The following is a 22,165-nucleotide window of genomic DNA, read 5'->3' as shown; positions in this document are numbered from 1 at the left end:
AGGCTAATCAAGCTCGGAGATAGCTGGTTCTCCTCGAAAGCTATTTAGGTAGCGCCTCGTGTATTGCCATTGGGGGTAGAGCACTGTTTGGGCTAGGGGGTCATCCCGACTTACCAACCCCATGCAAACTCCGAATACCAATGAGTATGAGCACGGGAGACACACGGCGGGTGCTAACGTCCGTCGTGAAAAGGGAAACAACCCAGACCGTCAGCTAAGGTCCCAAAGTTACAGTTAAGTGGGAAACGATGTGGGAAGGCTTAGACAGCTAGGAGGTTGGCTTAGAAGCAGCCATCCTTTAAAGAAAGCGTAATAGCTCACTAGTCGAGTCGGCCTGCGCGGAAGATATAACGGGGCTCAAACTGTACACCGAAGCTACGGGTTCATCTTAGGATGAGCGGTAGAGGAGCGTTCTGTAAGCCGTTGAAGGTCAAGCTGTAAGGCAGGCTGGAGGTATCAGAAGTGCGAATGTTGACATGAGTAACGATAAGGGGAGTGAAAACCTCCCCCGCCGGAAGACCAAGGTTTCCTGTCCCATGTTAATCAGGGCAGGGTGAGTCGGCCCCTAAGGCGAGGCAGAAATGCGTAGTCGATGGGAAACAGGTTAATATTCCTGTACTTATGTATATTGCGATGGAGAGACGGAGAAGGCTAGGCCAGCACAGCGATGGTTGTCTGTGTTTAAGGTAGTAGGCAAGTGACTTAGGCAAATCCGGGTCACTCTTTAAGAGAGAATGCCGAGAATTGATGACGAGCCCTCTTTTGGGTGAAGTGGTTGATGCCATGCTTCCAGGAAAAACTTCTAAGCTTCAGATATACATGAACCGTACCCCAAACCGACACAGGTGGTCAGGTAGAGAATACCAAGGCGCTTGAGAGAACTCGGGTGAAGGAACTAGGCAAAATGGTACCGTAACTTCGGGAGAAGGTACGCCGGCCGGTGTGAAGGACTTGCTCCGTAAGCACTAGTCGGTCGAAGATACCAGGCCGCTGCAACTGTTTATTAAAAACACAGCACTCTGCAAACACGAAAGTGGACGTATAGGGTGTGACGCCTGCCCGGTGCTTGAAGGTTAATTGATGGGGTTAGCGTAAGCGAAGCTCTTGATCGAAGCCCAAGTAAACGGCGGCCGTAACTATAACGGTCCTAAGGTAGCGAAATTCCTTGTCGGGTAAGTTCCGACCTGCACGAATGGCGTAATGATGGCGGCACTGTCTCCACCCGAGACTCAGTGAAATTGAAATCGCAGTGAAGATGCTGTGTATCCGCGGCTAGACGGAAAGACCCCGTGAACCTTTACTATAGCTTCACAGTGAACTTTGAACCTACTTGTGTAGGATAGGTGGGAGGCTTTGAAGATAGGACGCCAGTTCTATTGGAGCCAATCTTGAAATACCACCCTGGTATGTTTGAGGTTCTAACTCAGGTCCGTAATCCGGATCGAGGACACTGTGTGGTGGGTAGTTTGACTGGGGCGGTCTCCTCCCAAAGAGTAACGGAGGAGCACGAAGGTGTGCTCAGCATGGTCGGAAATCATGCATAGAGTGTAAAGGCAAAAGCACGCTTAACTGCGAGACAGACACGTCGAGCAGGTACGAAAGTAGGTCTTAGTGATCCGGTGGTTCTGTATGGAAGGGCCATCGCTCAACGGATAAAAGGTACTCCGGGGATAACAGGCTGATACCGCCCAAGAGTTCACATCGACGGCGGTGTTTGGCACCTCGATGTCGGCTCATCACATCCTGGGGCTGAAGCCGGTCCCAAGGGTATGGCTGTTCGCCATTTAAAGTGGTACGCGAGCTGGGTTTAGAACGTCGTGAGACAGTTCGGTCCCTATCTGCCGTGGACGTTTGAGATTTGAGAGGAGCTGCTCCTAGTACGAGAGGACCGGAGTGGACGAACCTCTGGTGTTCCGGTTGTCACGCCAGTGGCATTGCCGGGTAGCTATGTTCGGACGGGATAACCGCTGAAAGCATCTAAGCGGGAAGCCTCCCTTAAGATAAGATCTCACTGGAACATAAGTTCCCTAAAGAGCCGTTCGAGACGAGGACGTTGATAGGTTGGGTGTGTAAGTGCTGTGAGGCATTGAGCTAACCAATACTAATTGCTCGTGAGGCTTGACCATATAACACCAAAGTGGTTTTACTGGAGATGGTTCCTGACCATTCCAGCACTTCCTCCATCCATGGAGGTCGTAAGACACAGATTACGATAGACACTGGTTTGACCTTGGTTATCGCTATTTCAAAATGAATTGTTAAAAGAGACAAGTGAACGAATTTGCGCATTGCGCACACCAGTTTTCTTGATGATCATAGAGGCATTGAACCACCTGATCCCATCCCGAACTCAGAAGTGAAAAGTGCCATCGCCGATGGTAGTGTGGGAGATCCCATGTGAGAGTAGGTCGTCGTCAAGCTTTAAATTTAGAAGGCCCTGATAGCTATGCTGTCAGGGCTTTTTTTTGTCTCAAGAAACGTTTAAACCATCAGACGGGTTGAACCACCTGATCCCATCTCGGAACTCAGAAGTGGCACTTTATTCGCCGCAGGCGCTTGCCATTGCCGAGGTAGTGTGGGCTTGGTTGAATTAGAAAGTCATGTGAGAGTAGGTCGTCGTCAAGCTTTAAATTAAGAAGGCCCTGATAGCCATGCTGTCAGGGCTTTTTTTCGTCTCAAGAAACGTTGTAGACCATCAGCCGGGTTGAACCACCTGATCCCCTCTCGGAACTCAGAAGTGACTCTTTTTTCGCCGCAGGCGCTTGCCATCGCCGATGGTAGTGTGGGCTTGATTGAATTAGAAAGTCATGTGAGAGTAGGTCGTTATCAAGATTTAATTAAGAGAAACCCTATCCTGCGAAGCAGAGTGGGGTTTTTTCGTTCTGGAGCATCACCATCGACGATGGTCGTGTGGGGCTCTCTATAACAGACAAGCATGTGAAAGTAGGTCGTATCAAGATTTTAATAGGAAGGCCCTGATAGCTTATGCTGTTGGGCTTTTTTTCGTCTGCAGAAAATCCCAAAAGTAAAAAGGGGAGTCAGCTTCCCTAAAAATTGAGGGAGGGTCCGTGAGAGCGTCTCTTGCCATTCCTACAGCTCCCGCATTCACAACGTCATTACCGCGAAGGCGGTAATCTATTGTTTTGCAGCCTTAGATTATCACCTTGCCATCGTATTCGCTTGCGCCTGTTTCGCAGGCTCAACGCGTCGGCGCAAATCCAATAGCAAGGCGACGATTGATCTGAGTTAATCTTTTCAAAAATAGAGTGTGAGATCAAGGGTTGTTATTCCTACAGCACCTGCATTCACAACGCCATTACCACGAAGGTGGTAATCCATGGCCAGCCTTTGCAGATTGCCACCTTGCCACTGTATTTGCTTGCACCTAAATGCGTCGGCGCGAATCCAATAGCAAGGTGGTTTCAATGTATTCCGATTTATCTTTTCAAATAATGAGGAGAGTAAACTTCCATGAAGTCGCCACCTCGGGTCTCGGGTTCTGCTGTTTTAGTTAAAGCAACTTCATGGTGCCATTTTTCTCTAGGTTGATGTGCCAGCTAAAAGCCTCATCTAGAAGGTGTGGTGTATGGCCACCACGAGCGCAAGCACGTTCGAAGTAGTCGAGCATTTGGTTGCGATAGTCTGGGTGCACGCAGTGTTTGATGATTTGCACCGCACGTTCACGAGGAGCTAAACCACGAAGGTCAGCAAGACCTTGTTCGGTCACCAGAATATCCACATCATGTTCGTTATGATCCACGTGACTGGCCATGGGGACAACGCTTGAGACCGCACCATCTTTGGCGATGGATTTGGTGACGAAGATGGCCATGTTGGCGTTACGGGCAAAGTCGCCAGAGCCACCGATGCCGTTCATCATTCGAGTGCCGCAGACGTGTGTGGAGTTCACGTTACCATAGATATCAAACTCCAGTGCGGTATTGATGGCAATGATGCCAAGACGACGCACGATTTCAGGATGGTTAGAAATCTCTTGTGGGCGCAGAATCAGTTTGTCTTTGTAATGTTTAAGGTTATCAAAGACTTTTGAGTTCATACGTTCTGATAAGATGACAGAACAGCCTGAAGCAAACTTCATTTTGCCAGCATCAATCAGATCAAATGTCGAATCCTGTAGAACCTCTGAGTACATGGTAAGGTCGGTAAAATCCGAATCCAATAAGCCCATCATCACCGCATTGGCGATATTACCGATGCCCGCTTGTAGTGGCCCTAGGTTTGGCGCTAGGCGTTTTTCAGCGACTTCGTTTTCTAAAAAGGTAACGAGGTGTTTGGCGATGGCTGCTGTGTCTTCATCTGGCGCCCCAACGGTTGAGTAAGAGTCGTGTTGGCTAGTGAAAACAATTGCCGCAATTTTCTCCGGTGGAATTGGAATCGCTGTGCTGCCAATTCGGTCATCCACTTTAACCAGTGGTACTGGCGTGCGCGATGGGCGGTAGGATGGTATGTAGATGTCGTGCAAGCCTTCAAGTTCTGGTTTATGCGACGTGTTGATTTCGACAATTACCTGCTTAGCAAAAATCGAGAAGCTTGCTGAGTTGCCCACGGATGTTGTTGGCACAATGTGGCCTTCTTCTGTAATGGCAACGGCTTCAATAATGGCAATGTCTGGCAGTTTTAATTGATGGTTGCGCAGCTGTTCTACGGTTTCAGAAAGGTGTTGGTCAATAAACATGACTTCGCCATTGTTAATGGCTTTGCGTAATGTGGTATCCACTTGAAAGGGCATGCGGCGTGCTAGGCTACCAGATTCGGTCAGGATTTTATCAAGGTCATTCCCCAGTGATGCCCCCGTCATTAAGTTGATTTTTAGCGGGTGCTCTTTTACTCGCTCGGCCAGCGCTTTAGGAACGGCCTTGGCTTCCCCTGCGCGGGTAAAACCACTCATACCCACGGTCATACCGTCTTTGATAAATTCACTTGCTTGCTCAGCTGACATGACTTTTTCATGTAAACCTGCATGTCTAATTCGCTCTAATTGCATCCTGAAACCTTTATGCTGTTTTTATTAATTAGGATCTACTTTAGATAATATAAATCGCTCTGTAGCCAGTTCTCTGGACTAGAGCACGGAGCCTATTTTCTAGGCCTCAGTTTTGGCGAAATTTATATTACGGATAAAAATGAAGAGGTGACTTACTATAAGGCTTCTGTCTTAGCGAGTAAGTTAGACATAAGTCTGAGATTCGGGAAGTGAATGTTGACTATATGCTTAGATAGCGCAATCAATGGGGGGCATTGATTGCTCTTTACGCAAAATTCTTAACATCAATGAGACTGATCCTATTGGTATTCAGGAATCAATCTTGGATCATGATTAGCCTATACCAGTCCACCTTGCTACGCTTCCGCATGCTTTAAATGATTGGGTTAGTCGACACGGTCGAACGCTTTATGGTGCGTTGTTTCACTCGGCATGGCGCTCTCTTAATGGGTTAGCGGATAGAAAATATCATGGTCAAGCAGGGATGACCTGTGTGTTACATACATGGGGACAGAACTTGTCTCGCCATGTTCATCTGCACTGTTTGGTTCCCGCAGGTGTTTTAACTGGTAAGGATTGGAAGCCGATCCATAAAGGGTATTTTTTGCCCGTTAAGCTCCTCTCAAATCGTTTTAGAGGCACGATGGTGAGTCAACTACTCCAAGCGTATGAACAAGGGGGGTTATCGACGATTGAAAAGGCAACGCTGGATGGCACGCTGAGCCATTTAATGAGTCATCCATGGGTCGTTTATTGCAAATCCGCATTAGAATATCGAGAGACCTTAGTCAGCTACTTAGCTCGTTATACTTATCGGGTTGGATTAAGTAATCATCGTCTTGAATCATGGAAAGACAATCAGGTGACCCTGTCCTATTTTGATGAAAAAGCCAATAAAGCAAGCCGATTGTCACTGGAACCGGCGGAGCTTATTAGACGTTTTCTTCTGCAGGTATTGCCCAAAGGATTTATGCGTATTCGTCATTATGGTTATTTATCGAATGCCATAAAAAAGCGATCCTTAGAAAAGATAAAACGACAGAGTGATGAACTAAGCAAGTAGTCTGTAAAAGTGGAGATGGACACTGCGCCAATGGGGTGTCGATGCCCAGCGTGTGGTGAACCTAATGTGGTTTATCTTGGGGAGATAAAATATTTCCCTCAGTTGGGCTTGAATAGTCGTTAACAGACTCAGGCATAAATACATTGCCTTGAAAGCGGATCAGGTCATGGAGCCTGAGGATTGAGTATTGCCTAATGCTTAGGATTCGAGTAAAAAGAGTCATACTGTGATAAAGAATAAACGTAAACTCCACCTAAATTTTGGGAATATCCCTTAGTAAGGGAGAAAAAGCACTGCGATATTAACAGGGACGTCGCCAATTCTGAAAAAGCAAATCCCCTATAGATAACGCGGCCGTTCAACAGACGGTTATAGCCATGGCTTCGCCACTGTATAACCGCTTAGTAGTTATACGAATTGAGAGGATTCAAGTGAAACTTTATAAATATAGAAAATTTAGCGAGTTTTTAATTCGAGAATTATGCGCTAGTGAAATATATTATTCTGATCCAAAACAGTTCAATGACCCTTTAGATTGTTCTCCTATTTTGATAGATGATTTGCCTGAACATAAAATAGAAGATCTTTGTTTTCAAATGTTGTTAAAGAATGTCGGAAAAAATGAAGCTGATAATAAAATTAAAAGCTTTAGTTATTATTCAACTCAATACGATTCTCTTGAAGAACAAAGAAAGTCATATTTCTATCAGTTAAAACAAGAGATTAAGAGCCAACTAGACAACATTATGAAAAATCTTGGGGTTCTTTCTCTTTCAGGTAAATGTGATTCACCGCTTATGTGGAGCCACTATGCTGATGAACATCGAGGTATTTGTTTAGAATTTGATATGGATGGTGCGGTTGATACGTCTTGTCAAATCGATTATGAAGGGGATCGTGGAATAAGCACTAAGCTAATTTATGATTATATCGTAAATAATTCTCACACAGCACATGAACAAATTCAAAACCAATATTTTTATACTAAAGCTGCAGATTGGGAATATGAGTCAGAGTGGCGCTTGTTATCTCAATCATATGGTTCTCATCAAATACCGTTTAAATTATCAGGTATATATTTTGGTATGAGGTGTGATAGTTGGGTGGTAGGAAGTATTATAAAGTTACTCTATTCATCAAGTTCCAATATTAGTTTCTATCAAATATACCCTGATCAAAATTCATTTGTTTTGAAATATACTGAATTGGAACCTCAAGAACGGATTCATAGCATTCCACGACCATCCGCAAGATTAGGTTTTGGAAAGGTTAAAGTTCAGAGTTAAATTCGTATAACAAGACGAAGCAATTGAAAAAATACATGTCACGAATTTTTGTTCCCCAAATATAGCGCCATGTATTTTGCAACTGTTCTATGCATTCAAGGAAAAATTGTGCCTTACCAGAATTATCTAAACCTAAAAGATGAAGAGCTTGATAAACCTGTATATAGGATAATGCCTGTAAATCGACTTCTTCAATGCTTTGAAGAAGAACAGTTAGTCCTTGTTCCTCCGAGCAAATGGGATGATCCATTTGAAAACTGCGTATTTCGGTGATTGCGAACGCTCATTTCGGTTTATTCCGAACACCTGAACCTACTTTTTTTCTCTTTCCTTATTTTTACTCTAACTGTTCGGATTACGCCAGTTTTCTCATTGACTCACCTCCTAATTCTATTCGATGACTATTGTGTACCAATCGATCCATTAGGGCGTCTGCTACAGTGGCGTTGTCGATCATGCTGTACCACTCTTTTACAGGAAGTTGACTGATGACGATGGTGCTGCTGTTTTGGTAACGATCCTCAAGCACTTCCAGCAGATGACCTGAGTGCTCTTGAGTCAGTTTTTCCATCCCCCAGTCGTCGAGGATCAGTAAGGTTTTTTTAGCCAGAGACTGAAGCTGTTTTTGATAGCTGCCATCGAGACGACCTGCACTTAGGTCATCAAGCAAGCGAGTTAATCGATAGTACCTAACGGTGTGTTGTTGATCGCAGGCACTGGTTGCCAGTGCACAGCCTAGATAGGTTTTGCCTGCGCCCGTTGGGCCTGTTATCAAGATGTTCTGATGTTTGTGTAGGTAGCTGCCAGTGAGTAATTCGCTCATTTGTTTTCGGTTAAGGTTTCGCCTTTCTTTATAGATAAGTTGACTCGGTTGTGCGTCCATTCTTAGCTTGGCTTGTCGTTTTAAGCGTTGGATTTTGGTCTGGTTACGATTCAATATCTCACTTTCTAGAAGCAGACTTAACCGTTCCTCGAAGTTCAGTTCTGCGTAGGTGGTCAGTTGCTCTTGTTGCTGCTCTAGTGCTTTCGCTGCATGGCTCAAGCGGAGGGTTTTTAGTTTCTCGTCGAGTGCGTTCATTTATCTTCTCCTAGTGATAACAGTTCGGGCCACGGACATTGCTATGAACAAGGTTAGGTGTGCTCGTTTTGCCTTTATCCAGTTGTCCTTCGCGGTTGTTTTTAAGCAAGTTACTGATGAAGGTGTAGTTAGGTTTTGTTAGCATCAAGGCATCGTTACAGGCTTGCTCTAAACGCGACTCTCCATGCACTTTACTCAGATTGAGCAACCCCAGACTGGAACGATAGGATTGCTCTGGATGAGGCTTGGAGTGGAGCATTTTGTTAATGACTTCTCGGGTCGCTGGTCCTATGTTCGCTCCCCAGTTGAGCAAGCGCCCAGGTGACCACTTTTGATATTGATGATGACTTGGCATGTGCTCGGGTTGTGTGCTGTTTCCGCGCTCCCTTTGACTGCGTGGGTGCTGAGCCACCAAGTTACCTTGGTGGTAGATCTGCACTAGACGATTAGAGGCTTCCAGTTCAACATGATGGCCGACCAGTTGATGGGGAACGGAGTAATAATGGCGGCGATATTCGATGTGATAGTCCGGCCCAACTTTGGCGCGTTTGGTTTCGGTATACAGATAACGCTGTTTGGGCAATGGTTTTAACGCTGGCTTATCGAGTTTGTTGAACAATGCTTGGCGACTCGCACCGTACTGTTTCATCTCTCGCTGATTTAGCTCATTCATAAGTTCGCGGATGGCTAGGTTCAGTTCTTTGAAGGTATGGAAGGTTTGGTGACGCAATCGCATCATGATCCAACGTTCCACTAGGAGCACGGCATTTTCAGCCTTGGCTTTGTCTTTTGGTTTGTAAGGGCGAGCTGGCATCACCGCGGTTTGATAATGATTCGCCAGTTTTTGATAGCTGTCATTAAGCCTTGGCTCATAGCGGTTCGCTTTGGTGACCGCGCTGCGCAGATTATCGGGGACTAAAAGTTGGGGAACACCGCCGAAGTGTTCGAACGCATTGGCATGGGCTTCTAGCCAATAGGATTTACCTTGGCTTGGGAAGGCTTCAACATAAGTGTAATTGGACGCACCTAAGGTCGCCACGAACACTTCCGCTTCTCGCACTTCGCCTGTGTCAGGGTTGACCACCTGAAGCCTAGGTCCACAATAGTCAATAAACAGCTTATCCCCCGCCACATGAAGCTGACGCATGCTGCGCTTTTGGGTTTTGAACCAGCGAATGAAGTACTCGCAGAACTGAGTGTAAGCGTAAGCTTGCTCTTGATATTGTTCATGATATTCCTGCCAGAGCAGCATCTTCGTCATGCCTTTACGCCTGAGTTCGACAGCGTACTGAACGAAGTCCGGCATGACTTTATGACGACTGGCTTTCTTTGAGTGATAAAGCGCTTGATTGAGATCGGTATCGCTACAGTCTTCTGGGAGGGGCCAACCTATCTGACTTTGCTTAAAGCGCGCGATAAGTTCTGAGACAGTTGCAAGGCTGACATTGAGGCAACTAGCGATATGACGATAGGACAGACCGCAGTCGTATTTGAGTCGTAATATCTCTTTGATTTTTTTCATTGGAGTTCTCTTTTTAGCCATGGTCGCTTCCTTACCTTCTGATTTGAGAGATAAAGAATAGCGAGTGATTGATTTAAAAGAGAAAAAATTAGGATTTCGGACATTCCGAACGGGCTTTTCGCTATTCCGAACGCTGATTTCGGAGTTCGCCTAAAAGTGTTCGGATAATCGCGGAATGTGCGTTCGGATTAAACCGAAATAGGTGTTCGGTTCATTCCGAAATGGCTGTTCGGAATGCTCCGAAATATGCAAAACTGGCTACTTTCCTCAAAGGTTAAACTTCTATCAACTGGCGAATCCGGCGATATGGATGGAATTCGAGACAAAATATATGGTCAATGCTGGACTCAGCATCGTGAAACCGATGCTATGTGGCGAATTTACTCTTCAGATACGAATGGGGCTAAAGTAAAAACGACTCCGAGAAAATTGCTTGAGGCGTTAAGAAGCAATAATCCGCAATTTGGTGACTTGTCCTGCTTCATAGGTAAAGTAAAGTACCAAGCTCAGAGAGAGCTAGCGTCATCTTTAACTAGCATTGATGTTTTCAATACTAATGGTACCGGTATTGCCGAGTCCCTTCTTTACAAACGAAGAGAGTTTAGCCACGAAAAAGAGGTCAGGTTAATTTATACAGATGGAAGAGGCCCTGTTTACCCATTTAACATTGATCCAAATGAAATGTTCGATGAAGTAGTCTTTGATCCAAGAATCGATAAACATTTGTTTAGCGCGTTCAAAAGAGCAGTTCAAGCCAAAGGCTTCCCAGGTAAAGTATCGCAATCAAATCTATATAAACCACCCCAAGAGCTAATTATTAAGGTTTAAAGTACTAACAAGTCAATCAACTACGCCCCTTTGGGGCCGGACGCAGCAAAGCTGCGCCGGTTATTGAGGCGTTGAAGGAGAGACATGGTTACGGCACCTTCATATGCCAAGTGATCTGGCGTGTGAGTTTCTGGCGGTGTTTGCTCGGATGGAGTATGCACTAAAAGCGACAAGATTCGCGTTTCGGAATTGAAACGATGTTTCTGCCTTGTGGGATCGATTTGCCAATGAGGCTCATGAACGATTCCATGCTGAAGCCAGTGAGGAGTTGAAAGCAGCCGTTGATTTTCTTTGGAACTTTCCTCCCCGTTGGTTTTACTGCGGGAATGTGCTCAGTTGGTAGATGATGTACGAGAGGCCTATGGGCGATAGCCCTTCTAACAAGGCCAAGCAACGTGACATCATGCAAAGGTCTCTCTATATTAAATTACTTATCTAATCTGTTATTGCAGCGAAAAGTGTCTAGATATTCTGATTAATCCATTGTTCTAATTGGGCTTCTGGTAGCGCTCCGCTTAGACGGTTTATTTCTTTGCCGCCTTTAAAGACGATCAGTGTTGGGATGCTGCGGATGTTGAATTGCGCACTAATACGTTGGCATTGTTCGGTATCGACTTTGGCAAACAAAGCTTTTTCTGAGCGTTCCGCAAGGCGACTAAAAACTGGCCCCATCATTTTACATGGTCCACACCATTCGGCCCAAAAGTCGACCACGATTGGCAAATCGGTATTGGCAATGTATTGCTGGAAGTTTTGTTCTGTGAGGTTTACGGGGTGAGTGGTATGCAAAGCGCTTTTGCATTTACCGCATTTGCCTGCTTTATGGGATTTGCCCTCAGGGATGCGGTTGGTGGTGAAGCAGTGTGGACACGCGATATTCATAGTGTGCCTCCTATTAGAATATACTAATGTAAATGGGATGGGATTACCGAAATTCAAGGGTGAGACGCAAGTAAAAAAGGCTCTGATTGGGTCGATCAGAGCCTTATATGACTAACAAGATAAAGATAGCGTTATCGCGTATTGTCGGCCAATTCGCTTAGCAAAGCCCGTTGCGCGCTGCGGTATTCGCCTTTGCGAGGTTTTGAGAGTTGATATGAACCATCGCTCTGTAGAATCCAGCTTTGAGTATTGTCCGATAAATATAATTCCAGCTCTTTTTTCACACGGCGAGATAAACTGACGTCTTGAAGAGGGAAGGCAACTTCTATTCGGTTATTCAAGTTGCGATCCATACCATCGGCACTGGATAAGTATACTTGTGGATTACGGTTGTTGTAGAAGTAGTAAACTCGGGTGTGCTCGAGAAAACGACCAATAATGCTGCGTACGCGTATATTCGACGACACGCCTTTGATACCAGGACGAAGTGTACAAATACCACGAACGATCAAATCAATCTTCACGCCCGCTTGAGAGGCTTTATATAACGCTTGAACAAGCCGTTGTTCCGTCAAGGAGTTAACTTTGATGATAATGCGCGAGGGTTCGCCTTGGATGGCGTTTTCGGCCTCACGATTGATCATATCCAATAGACGATCACGTAGGGTAAAGGGCGCGTGTAGCAGTTTTTTTACCTTCAGCTCTTTGCTCATTCCGGTGAGCTGTTGGAAGACACGATGCACATCGTCGCCAATCTCTTTATCACACGTCATGAAGCTGTAATCGGTATAAAGCCGTGCGTTTCCCGCGTGGTAGTTACCAGTTCCTAGATGAACATAGCGGGTTAGTTCTGCACCTTCTCTACGAACGATGAGGATCATTTTCGCATGGGTTTTATGACGAACAACGCCATAAACAACAATCGCGCCAGCGTCTTGTAAGCGGCTAGCAAGGGCTAAGTTTTCTGCTTCATCAAATCGTGCCCGTAGTTCGATGACCACGGTTACTTCTTTGCCGTTCCTAGCCGCTTCTACTAACGCATTAGCAACAGGGGAACGAGCACCAGTACGATAAAGTGTTTGACGAATCGCTACAACATTAGGGTCTTTGGCTGCGTCGCTCAACAAATCGATAACCGGTGAGAAGCTTTCGAATGGGTGCATCAACAGGTAATCGCGTTGGCGAATGGCTTCAAAAATACCGCCTGAACTGGCTAATTTTCTAGGTAACCCTGGTGAAAATGGTGGGTACATTAGATCTGGACGATCGACCAATTCTAATACGGCCAATAAGCGGCTTAGGTTCACTGGGCCATCGATACGGTACAAATCTTGTTTTTCAAGATCGAATTGCTTGAGTAAGGAATCAATAATATGTGCTGGGCAGTTATTAGCGATTTCTAAACGTACTGAGCTACCATAGTGACGGCTTTGGAGTTCGGTTCTCAGTGCTCCAGCTAAATCGACACCGATATCATCTGAATCCACTTCTAAGTCAGCATTACGGGTTAAGCGGAATTGATAACAGCCTTTTACTGTCATACCAGGAAACAACTGATCCGCATGGGCGTGAATGATAGACGATAGGAACACTAGATTGTTGCCACCCTCGCACACATCATCGGGCAATTTGACCAAACGAGGTAATGAACTAGGAGCAGGCACGATGGCTAAGCCATTCTCACGACCAAAGGCGTCCCGGCCTTCTAATTCCACCACAAAGTTAAAAGTCTTGTTGGCGAGCCTTGGGAATGGGTGGGCTGGGTCAAGCCCAATGGGGCTAATAATGGGCAGAACGTTATCTCTAAAATAGCGTTTTACCCATGCGGCTTGTTTCTCATTCCAGACAGAACGGCGAATAAATTTAACGTTTTCATTGGCCAGTTTGGGAAAAATAATATCATTAAGAATACGATATTGGCGACGAACCAGCTTGTGCGCATGATCACTGATTAAGCTAAGGACTTTTTTCGGGTGCATGCCGTCTGGACCATTTTTTTCACGGCTGTACTCAAGTTGACTTTTTAGGCCAGCAACACGTATTTCAAAGAATTCATCCATGTTCGAGCTAAAAATACACAAGAACATAAGACGATTAAAAATAGGGTGATTTTCATCCATGGCTTGTTCAAGCACACGGGCATTAAATTGCAGATGGCTGAGTTCACGGTTGAAATACAACTCGGGATCGGCCAAGTCAATTTGTTCGGGTAAGCGTTCTTCTATGGCAACTTTATTAGGGTCTTGAGGCTGCTCCGGAATGGGTTCTAATACCAATTCTTCGGCCTCTACTAATGGCGTTGCAACCGCTTCCTGTTTTTCCATTTCGTTCACAGACTGTTCAGACATGCGCTTTCATAACTCCCAAATACCGTCTTCTCATATTATTGGTATCTTGCTTTAATGCCCATCTAAGAAAGAGTAGGCATTAACTAACAAATTACACTAACGCAGCCTAGAAGCCTATAGTTCTATGTTGCTTTGGGTAAATTTTCCTCATGTAAGCTGGCGGAATGTACCTATTGGAAACCAGATCAGGACGAGGGGGACATTATCCTTTCAGCAAACGGGCTGCGTCTTTTGCAAAATACGTTAAGATGCCATCGGCACCAGCACGTTTAAATGCCACTAAGGATTCCAAAATAACGGAATCTTTGTCTAACCAGCCATTTTGAAACGCAGCCATGTGCATTGCGTATTCACCACTGACTTGGTAAGCAAAAGTGGGTACTTCTAACTCGGTTTTGACGCGACGAACGATATCCAAATAGGGGAGGCCAGGTTTGACCATGACCATATCGGCGCCCTCGTCTATATCTAACATCACCTCACGAATGGCTTCGTTTGAGTTTGCCGGATCAATTTGATAAGTAAATTTGTTGCCTTTCCCTAAATTGCCGCTAGAACCAATGGCATCGCGAAATGGTCCATAGTAGGCGGATGCATATTTGGCTGCGTATGCCATAATCAGCGTATTAATAAAGCCTTCTGCTTCGAGTTCATCACGAATTTCACCAATGCGCCCATCCATCATATCTGAAGGGGCTACCACGTCAGCCCCTGCTTTAGCATGAGAAAGCGCTTGTTTGACAAGCGTTTCTACGGTGATGTCGTTTAATACGTAACCTTCGTGGTCGATGATGCCGTCTTGTCCATGAGTGGTGTAGGGATCCAACGCCACGTCCGTCAATACGCCCAATTCTGGAAACGCGTCTTTTAGGGCTTTTACTGCGCGTTGTACCAATCCATTGGGGTTATATGCCTCTTTCGCATCAAGGGATTTTTTATCACCAGAGATCACTGGAAACAGGGCAATCATGGGGATGCCCAGTGCTACAATTTCTTTGGCCTCTTCAAGCAAAACATCAATGGATACTCGTTCGATGTTTGGCATGGAAGGAACGGCCTCTCTCACCTTTTTTCCTTCTATGATGAACATGGGGTAGATGAGATCGTCAGCGGTTAAGCGATGCTCTCGCATGAGGCGTCGTGAAAAATCGTTTTTACGCATGCGACGCATACGGGTATATGGAAAGGTCATCCAATATCTCCTTTTCGCTTGTTAAGAATGTACTTGATTTATGTGACAATCTTAAGTCATTGTTGATATAACTGCTGTGTATTAACGCAATGTCTAACCACTTTCCCCAATTAAGTCTTTGTTTTGAGTCGGCGGCTAGCTTAGTTGCGCTTGGGCGTCTTCCAGTTCTTCCTGTGCTTCAAACCACGCCTCTTCGTTTTCTTCTAGGGTTTTTTTCCATTTGGCTTCCTCACTGAGGAGTGTCTGCAGCTTGTCTCGTTGCTCCGCTTCGTATAGGGTCGCATCCGTCATGGCGTCTGATATCTTGTCTAAATGGCTTTGAGCGGTCTGAACGGCTTTTTCATATTTTTCTATCTGCTTACGAAGAGGGCGTAATTTTTCGCGCATCTCCGCCGCTTTACGGCGCTCTTCTTTGCGGTCTACTTTCTCCATTTTATCTGGGTTCTGTTCATTTTTTTCGATCTGAGCCGCGTTAGCTTGTCTTGCTTGCAACCAAGCATGATAAGCCGCCAAGTCACCCTCAAAAGGTTGAATGTGATGATCAGCAACGAGATAAAACTCATCGACGGTACTGTTTAGCAGATGACGATCATGGGATACCAACAAGATGGAACCTGGGAACTCTTGTAGTGCTTCGGTGAGCGCTTGGCGCATTTCGATGTCTAAGTGGTTAGTGGGTTCGTCAAGGACCAATAAGTTGGGTTTCGTCCAAGCGATTAATGACAAGGCGAGACGCGCTTTTTCACCACCTGAGAAGCCTTTTACTGGGCGTAATGCATCGTCACCAGTAAAGCCAAAGCCACCCAAATATCGACGAATATCGCTTTCTAAGACCTTCGGGGTAAGACGCTGGATATGCAACAATGGCGAGGCTTCTAAATCTAGCGCGCTTAATTGATGCTGAGAGAAGTAGCCAATGTTTAAATTCTCCCCTGTGACGCGATCTCCTGCAAGAATCGGAATTTCGCCAACAATGGATTTAATCAACGTCGATTTACCCGCGCCATTAGGGCCTAGTAAGCCGACACGCTGACCGTCCCGCAGGGCAAAATTGCTGTTGCCAAGTTGAATCGATTGCACGCCCGATGGCGAGGTGTATCCTAAATCGGCTTGTGATAGGTTGATCAATAACTGAGAGGTTTTTTCGGCCACGGGGATAGAAAATGAAAATTGCGAATCGATGTGGGCAGGGCCAATCAGCTCCATCTTTTCCAGCATTTTGAGACGACTTTGAGCCTGCTTGGCTTTTGTGGCTTTGTAGCGGAAACGGTCCACGTATTGTTGTAAGTGGGCACGTTTGGCCTGCTGGCGTTCGAAGTTAGACTGTTGCTGAGCCAAGTGTTCTGAGCGCTGGCGTTCGTAGTCGGAATAGTTGCCTTTGTAAAGGGTCAACTTTTTTTGGTAGAGATGGACAATGTGGCTGCAAATGCCATCGAGAAAGTCCCTATCGTGTGAAATCAGTAACAAAGTGCCTGGGTATTGGCGCAACCAGTTTTCTAACCACATTACGGCATCTAGGTCTAAGTGGTTTGTCGGTTCGTCCAACAGCAATACATCAGATGGACACATTAACGCCTTGGCAAGGTTTAAGCGAATTCGCCATCCCCCAGAAAAATCGGCGACGGGTTTATGCATGTCTGACATTTTAAAGCCGAGACCTTGCAAGAGCGTTTCCGCGCGAGATTGTGCAGTATAGCCATGGGCACTTTCATACTCGCCAAGCCAAAGCGCGTGATCGTGGTGATTGTCTTGTGCTTGCGCTTTGGCAATGTTGGCTTCGATGAGGCGAAGATGGTCATCACCGTCGAGGCAGTAATCCAAGGCACTGCGCTGCGTTTCTTCGACTTCTTGGGCCATAAAAGCAATACGTCGTTGGCCTGGGAGAATGATCTCGCCAGTATCGGCGCTGAGTTCTCCGCGGATCATCGCGAAAAGAGAGGACTTACCTGCGCCATTTGCGCCAATTAACCCTACCTTTTGGCCCTCGAAAATGGTGAGGTCGGCTTCTTCCAAAAGAAATTGTGTGCCACGTTGTAAACTGACTTCGCTAAATTGGATCATAAAACAGGGAATCTCTAAACGTCGGTAAAATATCGCTATATTGGTATTAAGGCAAAGTCGTGCATTTGCGTCTTGGTATGCATTTTAGAGGGCGACACGGGGAAACGAAATAGCCGTCAGCAAGTTTTCCTGTTGAGATCATAATTACTTCATGTATTAAGGTAGATGATTCGTAGGCTCAAGGGTAAAATGCGCAGCAATATTATTTGAACTTTACTCACGTCCAAAGGGGCGTAAGGTGATTTTGTGAACAGTGGATTGATTAACGAGATTCAGCGATTTTCTTTTGATAAGACCAACGTCCGTGGCGAGCGTGTGTTATTGACCAGTGCCTATCAAGAAATTATTAAACGAAAAGTTTACCCGCTGGGTCTGGAAAAATTGTTAGGGGAATTTGTCGCCGCGATCGCACTGTTACGCGATATTATTAAAATTGACGGCGTGCTATCTATTCAAGCCAAAGGCAATGGCTATTTGTCTGCTTTGATGGCTGAGTGCGATGAAAGGCATAATCTACGGGGCATAGCGCAATGGGATGAGGCGCAAGACGTGCCTGATGTTATTTCGCTAAAAGAGGTGTTAGCTGGCGGTTATCTGGTTATCACCATTACTCCTCGTAATGGTCAGCGTTATCAAGGGATTGTCGAAATTGTCGGAGAGTCTTTATCTGAATGTTTAGAGCAGTACTTTCAACAGTCTGAACAATTGCCGAGCCGTATTTGGTTGGCGGCGAATGGCGCGCAATGCGGCGGATTGTTTTTGCAACGACTTCCTGCTGAGCAAGCACAAACTGGTGATGAGGATGCTTGGGCGCGTTTTACTCACTTGGCTTCCACAGTGAAAGACGAAGAGTTACTGGGGTTAGATACGTTAGAACTATTACATCGCTTATATCATGAAGAAGATGTTCGTTTGTACGATACAAAGCCCATGCAATTTGGTTGCTCTTGTTCTCGCCAGCGTACCTTGGAGGCTGTTATTTCGATCGGTACCGATGAGGTTCGACAATTGCTGATTGAGCAAGGCAGTATCAAAGTGGATTGTCAGTTCTGTGCCGAAAAATACGAATTTACTGAAGCGGATTTAGTGGATTTATTAGGTGACCAAGCACAAACCCACTAATGAGTTTGTGCTTATCATCTGCTTAGCCAGTTAACACGCTATATAAGATTATTAAAAAGTTGCATGATGAATCAAATCACGCCATGAAATGATGCCGACGACATGGTTATCTGCATCCACCACGGGCATGCAAGAGATAGCGACTTTCCCCATCCATGAGATGACTTCCTCTATCGGCGAATGCTCTTTTACCGTTAGAGGTTGTCGTGTCATGACTTGGTGGGCGGCATGATTGAGAGTCTCCGTGTCTCGAGATTGCTCTGATACACTGCCGATAAAAGGGCTGATAATACGGAGTAAATCACGATCAGAAATGATGCCAACCAACACGCCATTTTCCAGCACGGGAAGATGATGAAATCCTTTTTCATCCATGAGGCGGATAACTTCCGTTAAACGTGTATCCATATCGACGCAAACCACATCACGAACCATAATATCTTTTGCAAGCATGACACACCTCCACGCAGGTATGAGCAAGGCGCAAATCAGCGCCTTTGCGACGCTTCGTCGTAACAGAATTGATTTTATTTATATTGAATATCGTTTTATAAGTATAGCGACCGTTTTTGAGAAATCTTTAATTAAATGTAGAGAAAAAACGTTATTTTTTGGCTAAAATCCTATAAAAGCGCGGATCTAGGAAAAAAGAGTAACACTTTTAGCGACGATCTTAATGTATGCTACCAAGACATTGCTGGTAAAATCCGTATAATTAAAGAATACCTGCTCAGAATCCTGGATAAGGTTGTGCGTCTCGAATTGTTATCAATCGATTAACAGCAAGAGTCGCTCTGAGGAGAGTGGCGCAAAGTATGACAGTATTCCTACATCAATTACTGTCGGCCAAAAGCTTTCTTTCGTATCACTCTCAAATTCATAATTGGCTATGACACGGCGAACCCATATGACCTCAAATTCTGTAGACGTTTTATTAGTCGGGGGCGGTGCAATGAGCTCCACCCTAGGAATGTTACTCAAGCAGCTAGACCCAAACCTGGCCATCACCATGGTAGAACGCCTAGACGGTGTTGCCAAAGAAAGCACGGATGGCTGGAACAATGCCGGGACAGGTCACGCTGCGTATTGTGAGCTGAATTACACGCCTAAAAATGCAGATGGCAGTGTCAATATTGATAAGGCCATTAACATTAATGCGGCATTTGAAGTGAGCCTTCAATTTTGGTCCTATCTAGTAAAAGAAGGTAAGCTGCCTGCGCCTAATGAGTTTATTCACCGTGTGCCCCATCAAAGCTTTGTTTGGGGACAAGACAATGTGGATATGCTCAAAGCACGTTACGAAGCCATGAGCGCTCATCCGGCTTTTAAAGAAATGCAGTTCACGGAAGACAGAGAGAAGTTGCGTGAGTGGATGCCTCTCATTATGAACAATCGTGATACGAAAGAGCCCCTTGCGGCGACACGTATTGAGCATGGTTCGGACGTTAACTTCGGGGCCATTGCTCGTAATATGGTTAACACGCTGCAAAGCATGGACAACTTCGAGCTACGAGTGAATGCGGAAGTGAATCGCATTGACAAAAATCCTGATGGAACCTGGAATGTGTTGGTTCACCAAAATGGTTCTACACAACGTTTCAATGCCAAGTTTGTTTTCCTAGGCGCTGGCGGTGGTGCATTACCATTGCTGCAGAACACTGGTGTCGAAGAAGGAAAAGGGTACGGTGGTTTCCCCGTTAGTGGTCAATGGCTTGTTTGCGAAAAGCCAGAGATCGTTAAACAGCACTTTGCGAAAGTGTATGGTGCGGCCCCGATTGGGGCGCCGCCAATGTCTGTTCCCCATTTGGATACTCGTATCATTGATGGTAAAAAAGCCATTTTGTTTGGACCGTTTGCCGGCTTTACGACTAAGTTTTTGAAAAAAGGCTCTATTTTAGATTTTCCAATGAGCATGCGCTTTAATAACTTAGCGCCTATCTTATCGGTGGGCAAAAATAACATGGATTTGACCAAGTACTTGATCAGCGAAGTACGCAAGAGCCATAAAGACCGCTGTGATTCCCTACGTGATTTCTTCCCCGATGCGAAAGATGAAGATTGGAAATTGGCTTATGCAGGTCAGCGCGTTCAGGTGATTAAAAAGGGTCAACATGGCGGTGGCGTGTTGCAGTTCGGAACCGAAGCGGTTGTCACAAAAGATGGCTCGTTAGCAGCCCTATTGGGAGCGTCTCCAGGAGCATCCACAACCGTCAATACCATGGTTGGCATTCTGGAAAAATGCTTCCCTGAGCGGATGAAATCACCGCAATGGCAAGCAAGAATGAAAGAAATGATTCCGTCTTATGGTGAGTCTTTAGTCGAAAATACTGATTTGTTATTATCGATTCGTCAAAATACACTTGAAACCTTGAATCTTAAACCTTAAGAGCATCGTTTTACTGATTAAAAAAGCTGGACTCTATGTCCAGCTTTTTTTCTATTTCTAGAGAGTAATGGCTAGAGATTAATGAGTAGAGAATCTTACTCAGCAAGGTGTTTCATCGGGGATTACCAACACTTATAACGGAAAAAACAACGGGAAAAAGCATATGACAATGACCTTTTCTGAGCGTGCTGATCAGCTTTGTGATGCGCTGCGCGAGATAGAACACCAGGCAGAAGAAGGCGATGAACTTTTTTACTGTGCTTACCTATTAGGACTATTAGGGCTGCATAGCAGCGCAGAGGGTGAGGGACAGGCTGAGTTCGATGAAGCATTTGAAGGAACATTAAGGGATACTTTAGAGGCGGAAAACGTCAGCGAAGCCGATCAAACGTTAATTTTGAATTTGTGGCACAAGACTCGCGAAACGGTTTAAGTTTCTCTTATTTAGATCTTATAACGGGCTGAGATAAACAACGACTATTAATGGCTTAACGGTTGTTGTTTATCTTTATGACATATAACAAGTAAGTGAAGCATTACAATACTGGCTTGTTTGGATGGGGAGCAAAAGCAAACACATCTGATAGACAGTTTTCTGTTTTTAAATAGTGGTTTTCGAGTTGGTCCAGCGTGCCGTAAACCATGTTCACTGAGCCGCTGAAGATGGCTAGACTGTCGCTTAAATCTGGGTGGTCTTCTAATATGGCTTCGTATAGCCACCCCGTTCTGCCTTGCCAATCCATATTGGCTTCATTGACGACCACATTAAAAGAAGCAGTCGTATGTTGATGCTGGGCTTGCTGAATCCAGTCCGTCATAAACACATCCTCTGGTGTTCTCACGCCCCAATAAAAAGAGATGTTTCCTTGGTAGTTTTGTGCCTGCAAACTTTCGTAGATGCTCTTCATCTGCGCAAAACCAGTCCCCCCCGCGATCAATAGAACAGGTTTTGCTTGTTGAGCGTGTTGTTGAAAAGCATCGCACGCTATATGGCAATCGCCCCCTGGTATTTTAAGCTGAATCGTCACTTGGTTCTTAATGTGCTCAATGACTTTTTGTGCCAATGAATCTGGCTCTGAGACCAAAATATACAGAGAAAGCTTAGGCAGTTCATGGGGAGCGCTACCGATGGAGTAAGGAACCTTTTCTCCGGAGGGAAGAGCAATCATCAAATATTGGCCCGCTATAAAGGTCATCTCCTCGACCTGTAACGTGACTTCATAAACGTTATGGTTTATTAATGCTACTGAGTTGACTGTTGCGATGACGTCTTTCAATGTGTTGCTCCATGGCCTAACTCAATTGTCAAAATTGAGTCATATTATCGTTATAATCTCGTTTTATACCGCGTGTGAAGGTAAAAAAAAACCACTTCATAAAAGTGGTTTTTCC

Annotated in this window: 15 protein-coding genes, 2 rRNA genes and 1 pseudogene (1 of these 18 only partly in view); 9 read left to right on the top strand and 9 right to left on the bottom strand. The window is 45.3% G+C overall.

Annotation, left to right across the window (positions count from 1 at the left end; translation table 11 throughout):
- The 3 genes from AC0VYI_RS22435 to AC0VYI_RS22425 all read left to right on the top strand — a co-directional run.
- A 23S ribosomal RNA gene (locus AC0VYI_RS22435) occupies positions 1 to 2,126 on the top strand; it begins 768 nt to the left of the window's first position.
- Positions 2,127 to 2,305: 179 nt separating this feature from the next.
- A 5S ribosomal RNA gene (rrf, locus tag AC0VYI_RS22430) occupies positions 2,306 to 2,420 on the top strand.
- A gap of 317 nt (positions 2,421 to 2,737) precedes the next feature.
- Positions 2,738 to 2,926 carry a hypothetical protein gene (locus tag AC0VYI_RS22425; RefSeq protein ID WP_475445707.1) on the top strand — a complete coding sequence of 63 codons (189 nt, stop codon included), beginning with the start codon at positions 2,738 to 2,740 and terminating at the stop codon, positions 2,924 to 2,926.
- 585 nt (positions 2,927 to 3,511) lie between these two features.
- On the opposite strand, the gene AC0VYI_RS22420 is transcribed toward AC0VYI_RS22425, so the two are convergent.
- The gene (locus tag AC0VYI_RS22420; RefSeq protein ID WP_475445705.1) at positions 3,512 to 5,005 is read right to left on the bottom strand and encodes an acetyl-CoA hydrolase/transferase family protein; all 1,494 of its coding nucleotides are present in this window, start codon (positions 5,003 to 5,005) and stop codon (positions 3,512 to 3,514) included.
- A 358-nt stretch (positions 5,006 to 5,363) separates the two neighbouring features.
- Between AC0VYI_RS22420 and AC0VYI_RS22415 the strand changes: the two are divergent.
- Together AC0VYI_RS22415 and AC0VYI_RS22410 are read left to right on the top strand one after the other, a co-directional pair.
- Positions 5,364 to 6,191 (top strand): annotated as a pseudogene (locus AC0VYI_RS22415) (IS91 family transposase); the annotation flags it as partial.
- 308 nt (positions 6,192 to 6,499) lie between these two features.
- Positions 6,500 to 7,354: a DUF2971 domain-containing protein gene (locus tag AC0VYI_RS22410; RefSeq protein WP_475445704.1), complete on the top strand. Its 855-nt coding sequence runs from the start codon at positions 6,500 to 6,502 to the stop codon at positions 7,352 to 7,354.
- Positions 7,355 to 7,709: 355 nt separating this feature from the next.
- Here AC0VYI_RS22410 and istB read toward each other — a convergent pair whose 3' ends face one another.
- Entirely contained in the window at positions 7,710 to 8,432 is a 723-nt protein-coding gene (istB, locus tag AC0VYI_RS22405; protein WP_475443426.1) for an IS21-like element ISVch3 family helper ATPase IstB, read from the bottom strand.
- Positions 8,433 to 8,442: 10 nt separating this feature from the next.
- Complete coding sequence (gene istA, locus AC0VYI_RS22400) at positions 8,443 to 9,975, bottom strand: IS21 family transposase (RefSeq protein ID WP_475443424.1); 1,533 nt, start codon at positions 9,973 to 9,975, stop codon at positions 8,443 to 8,445.
- 225 nt (positions 9,976 to 10,200) lie between these two features.
- Between istA and AC0VYI_RS22395 the strand changes: the two genes are divergently transcribed.
- Complete coding sequence (locus AC0VYI_RS22395; protein WP_475445702.1) at positions 10,201 to 10,782, top strand: DUF2971 domain-containing protein; 582 nt, start codon at positions 10,201 to 10,203, stop codon at positions 10,780 to 10,782.
- A gap of 462 nt (positions 10,783 to 11,244) precedes the next feature.
- On the opposite strand, the gene trxC is transcribed toward AC0VYI_RS22395, so the two are convergent.
- The 4 genes from trxC to AC0VYI_RS22375 all read right to left on the bottom strand — a co-directional run bounded on the left by trxC (position 11,245) and on the right by AC0VYI_RS22375 (position 17,265).
- On the bottom strand, positions 11,245 to 11,664 hold the full coding sequence (gene trxC / locus AC0VYI_RS22390; RefSeq protein WP_199478403.1) for a thioredoxin TrxC: 420 nt from the start codon (positions 11,662 to 11,664) through the stop codon (positions 11,245 to 11,247).
- Between the two features lie 131 nt (positions 11,665 to 11,795).
- A complete protein-coding gene (ppk1, locus tag AC0VYI_RS22385) occupies positions 11,796 to 14,012 on the bottom strand; it encodes a polyphosphate kinase 1 (protein ID WP_199478404.1) in 2,217 nt (738 codons plus the stop codon).
- A 202-nt stretch (positions 14,013 to 14,214) separates the two neighbouring features.
- On the bottom strand, positions 14,215 to 15,204 hold the full coding sequence (hemB, locus tag AC0VYI_RS22380; protein WP_475445700.1) for a porphobilinogen synthase: 990 nt from the start codon (positions 15,202 to 15,204) through the stop codon (positions 14,215 to 14,217).
- 135 nt (positions 15,205 to 15,339) lie between these two features.
- A complete protein-coding gene (locus tag AC0VYI_RS22375) occupies positions 15,340 to 17,265 on the bottom strand; it encodes an ABC-F family ATP-binding cassette domain-containing protein (RefSeq protein WP_475445698.1) in 1,926 nt (641 codons plus the stop codon).
- Between the two features lie 246 nt (positions 17,266 to 17,511).
- Between AC0VYI_RS22375 and hslO the strand changes: the two genes are divergently transcribed.
- Positions 17,512 to 18,387 (top strand): Hsp33 family molecular chaperone HslO, encoded by an 876-nt coding sequence (gene hslO, locus AC0VYI_RS22370; protein WP_199478410.1) that lies wholly within the window; start codon positions 17,512 to 17,514, stop codon positions 18,385 to 18,387.
- 51 nt (positions 18,388 to 18,438) lie between these two features.
- Here the strand turns inward: hslO and AC0VYI_RS22365 are convergent, their stop codons facing one another.
- Positions 18,439 to 18,840, bottom strand: a complete 402-nt coding sequence (locus AC0VYI_RS22365) for a CBS domain-containing protein (RefSeq protein WP_199478412.1) — start codon at positions 18,838 to 18,840, stop codon at positions 18,439 to 18,441.
- 454 nt (positions 18,841 to 19,294) lie between these two features.
- Here AC0VYI_RS22365 and mqo point away from each other — a divergent pair, with 454 nt between their 5' ends.
- Positions 19,295 to 20,773, top strand: a complete 1,479-nt coding sequence (mqo, locus tag AC0VYI_RS22360) for a malate dehydrogenase (quinone) (protein ID WP_475445695.1) — start codon at positions 19,295 to 19,297, stop codon at positions 20,771 to 20,773.
- A gap of 163 nt (positions 20,774 to 20,936) precedes the next feature.
- On the top strand, positions 20,937 to 21,206 hold the full coding sequence (locus tag AC0VYI_RS22355; RefSeq protein WP_199478415.1) for a YfcL family protein: 270 nt from the start codon (positions 20,937 to 20,939) through the stop codon (positions 21,204 to 21,206).
- 103 nt (positions 21,207 to 21,309) lie between these two features.
- Here AC0VYI_RS22355 and AC0VYI_RS22350 read toward each other — a convergent pair whose 3' ends face one another.
- Positions 21,310 to 22,050, bottom strand: a complete 741-nt coding sequence (locus AC0VYI_RS22350; RefSeq protein WP_199478417.1) for an NAD(P)H-flavin reductase — start codon at positions 22,048 to 22,050, stop codon at positions 21,310 to 21,312.
- Between the last annotated feature and the right edge of the window lie 115 nt (positions 22,051 to 22,165).

This window comes from Marinomonas sp. 63XJN7_9_ISO-PGPR-S23-217 (assembly GCF_056173515.1).
This window is presented reverse-complemented; position numbering and strand designations above follow the sequence as displayed.

Bases quoted from the DNA above. Each gene is read 5' to 3' on its own strand.
- AC0VYI_RS22420 (WP_475445705.1), bottom strand. From the start codon at position 5,005: ATGCAATTAGAGCGAATTAGACATGCAGGTTTACATGAAAAAGTCATG.
- istB (WP_475443426.1), bottom strand. From the start codon at position 8,432: ATGAACGCACTCGACGAGAAACTAAAAACCCTCCGCTTGAGCCATGCA.
- istA (WP_475443424.1), bottom strand. From the start codon at position 9,975: ATGGCTAAAAAGAGAACTCCAATGAAAAAAATCAAAGAGATATTACGA.
- AC0VYI_RS22395 (WP_475445702.1), top strand. From the start codon at position 10,201: ATGCAAAACTGGCTACTTTCCTCAAAGGTTAAACTTCTATCAACTGGC.
- trxC (WP_199478403.1), bottom strand. From the start codon at position 11,664: ATGAATATCGCGTGTCCACACTGCTTCACCACCAACCGCATCCCTGAG.
- ppk1 (WP_199478404.1), bottom strand. From the start codon at position 14,012: ATGTCTGAACAGTCTGTGAACGAAATGGAAAAACAGGAAGCGGTTGCA.
- hemB (WP_475445700.1), bottom strand. From the start codon at position 15,204: ATGACCTTTCCATATACCCGTATGCGTCGCATGCGTAAAAACGATTTT.
- AC0VYI_RS22375 (WP_475445698.1), bottom strand. From the start codon at position 17,265: ATGATCCAATTTAGCGAAGTCAGTTTACAACGTGGCACACAATTTCTT.
- AC0VYI_RS22365 (WP_199478412.1), bottom strand. From the start codon at position 18,840: ATGCTTGCAAAAGATATTATGGTTCGTGATGTGGTTTGCGTCGATATG.
- mqo (WP_475445695.1), top strand. From the start codon at position 19,295: ATGACCTCAAATTCTGTAGACGTTTTATTAGTCGGGGGCGGTGCAATG.
- AC0VYI_RS22355 (WP_199478415.1), top strand. From the start codon at position 20,937: ATGACAATGACCTTTTCTGAGCGTGCTGATCAGCTTTGTGATGCGCTG.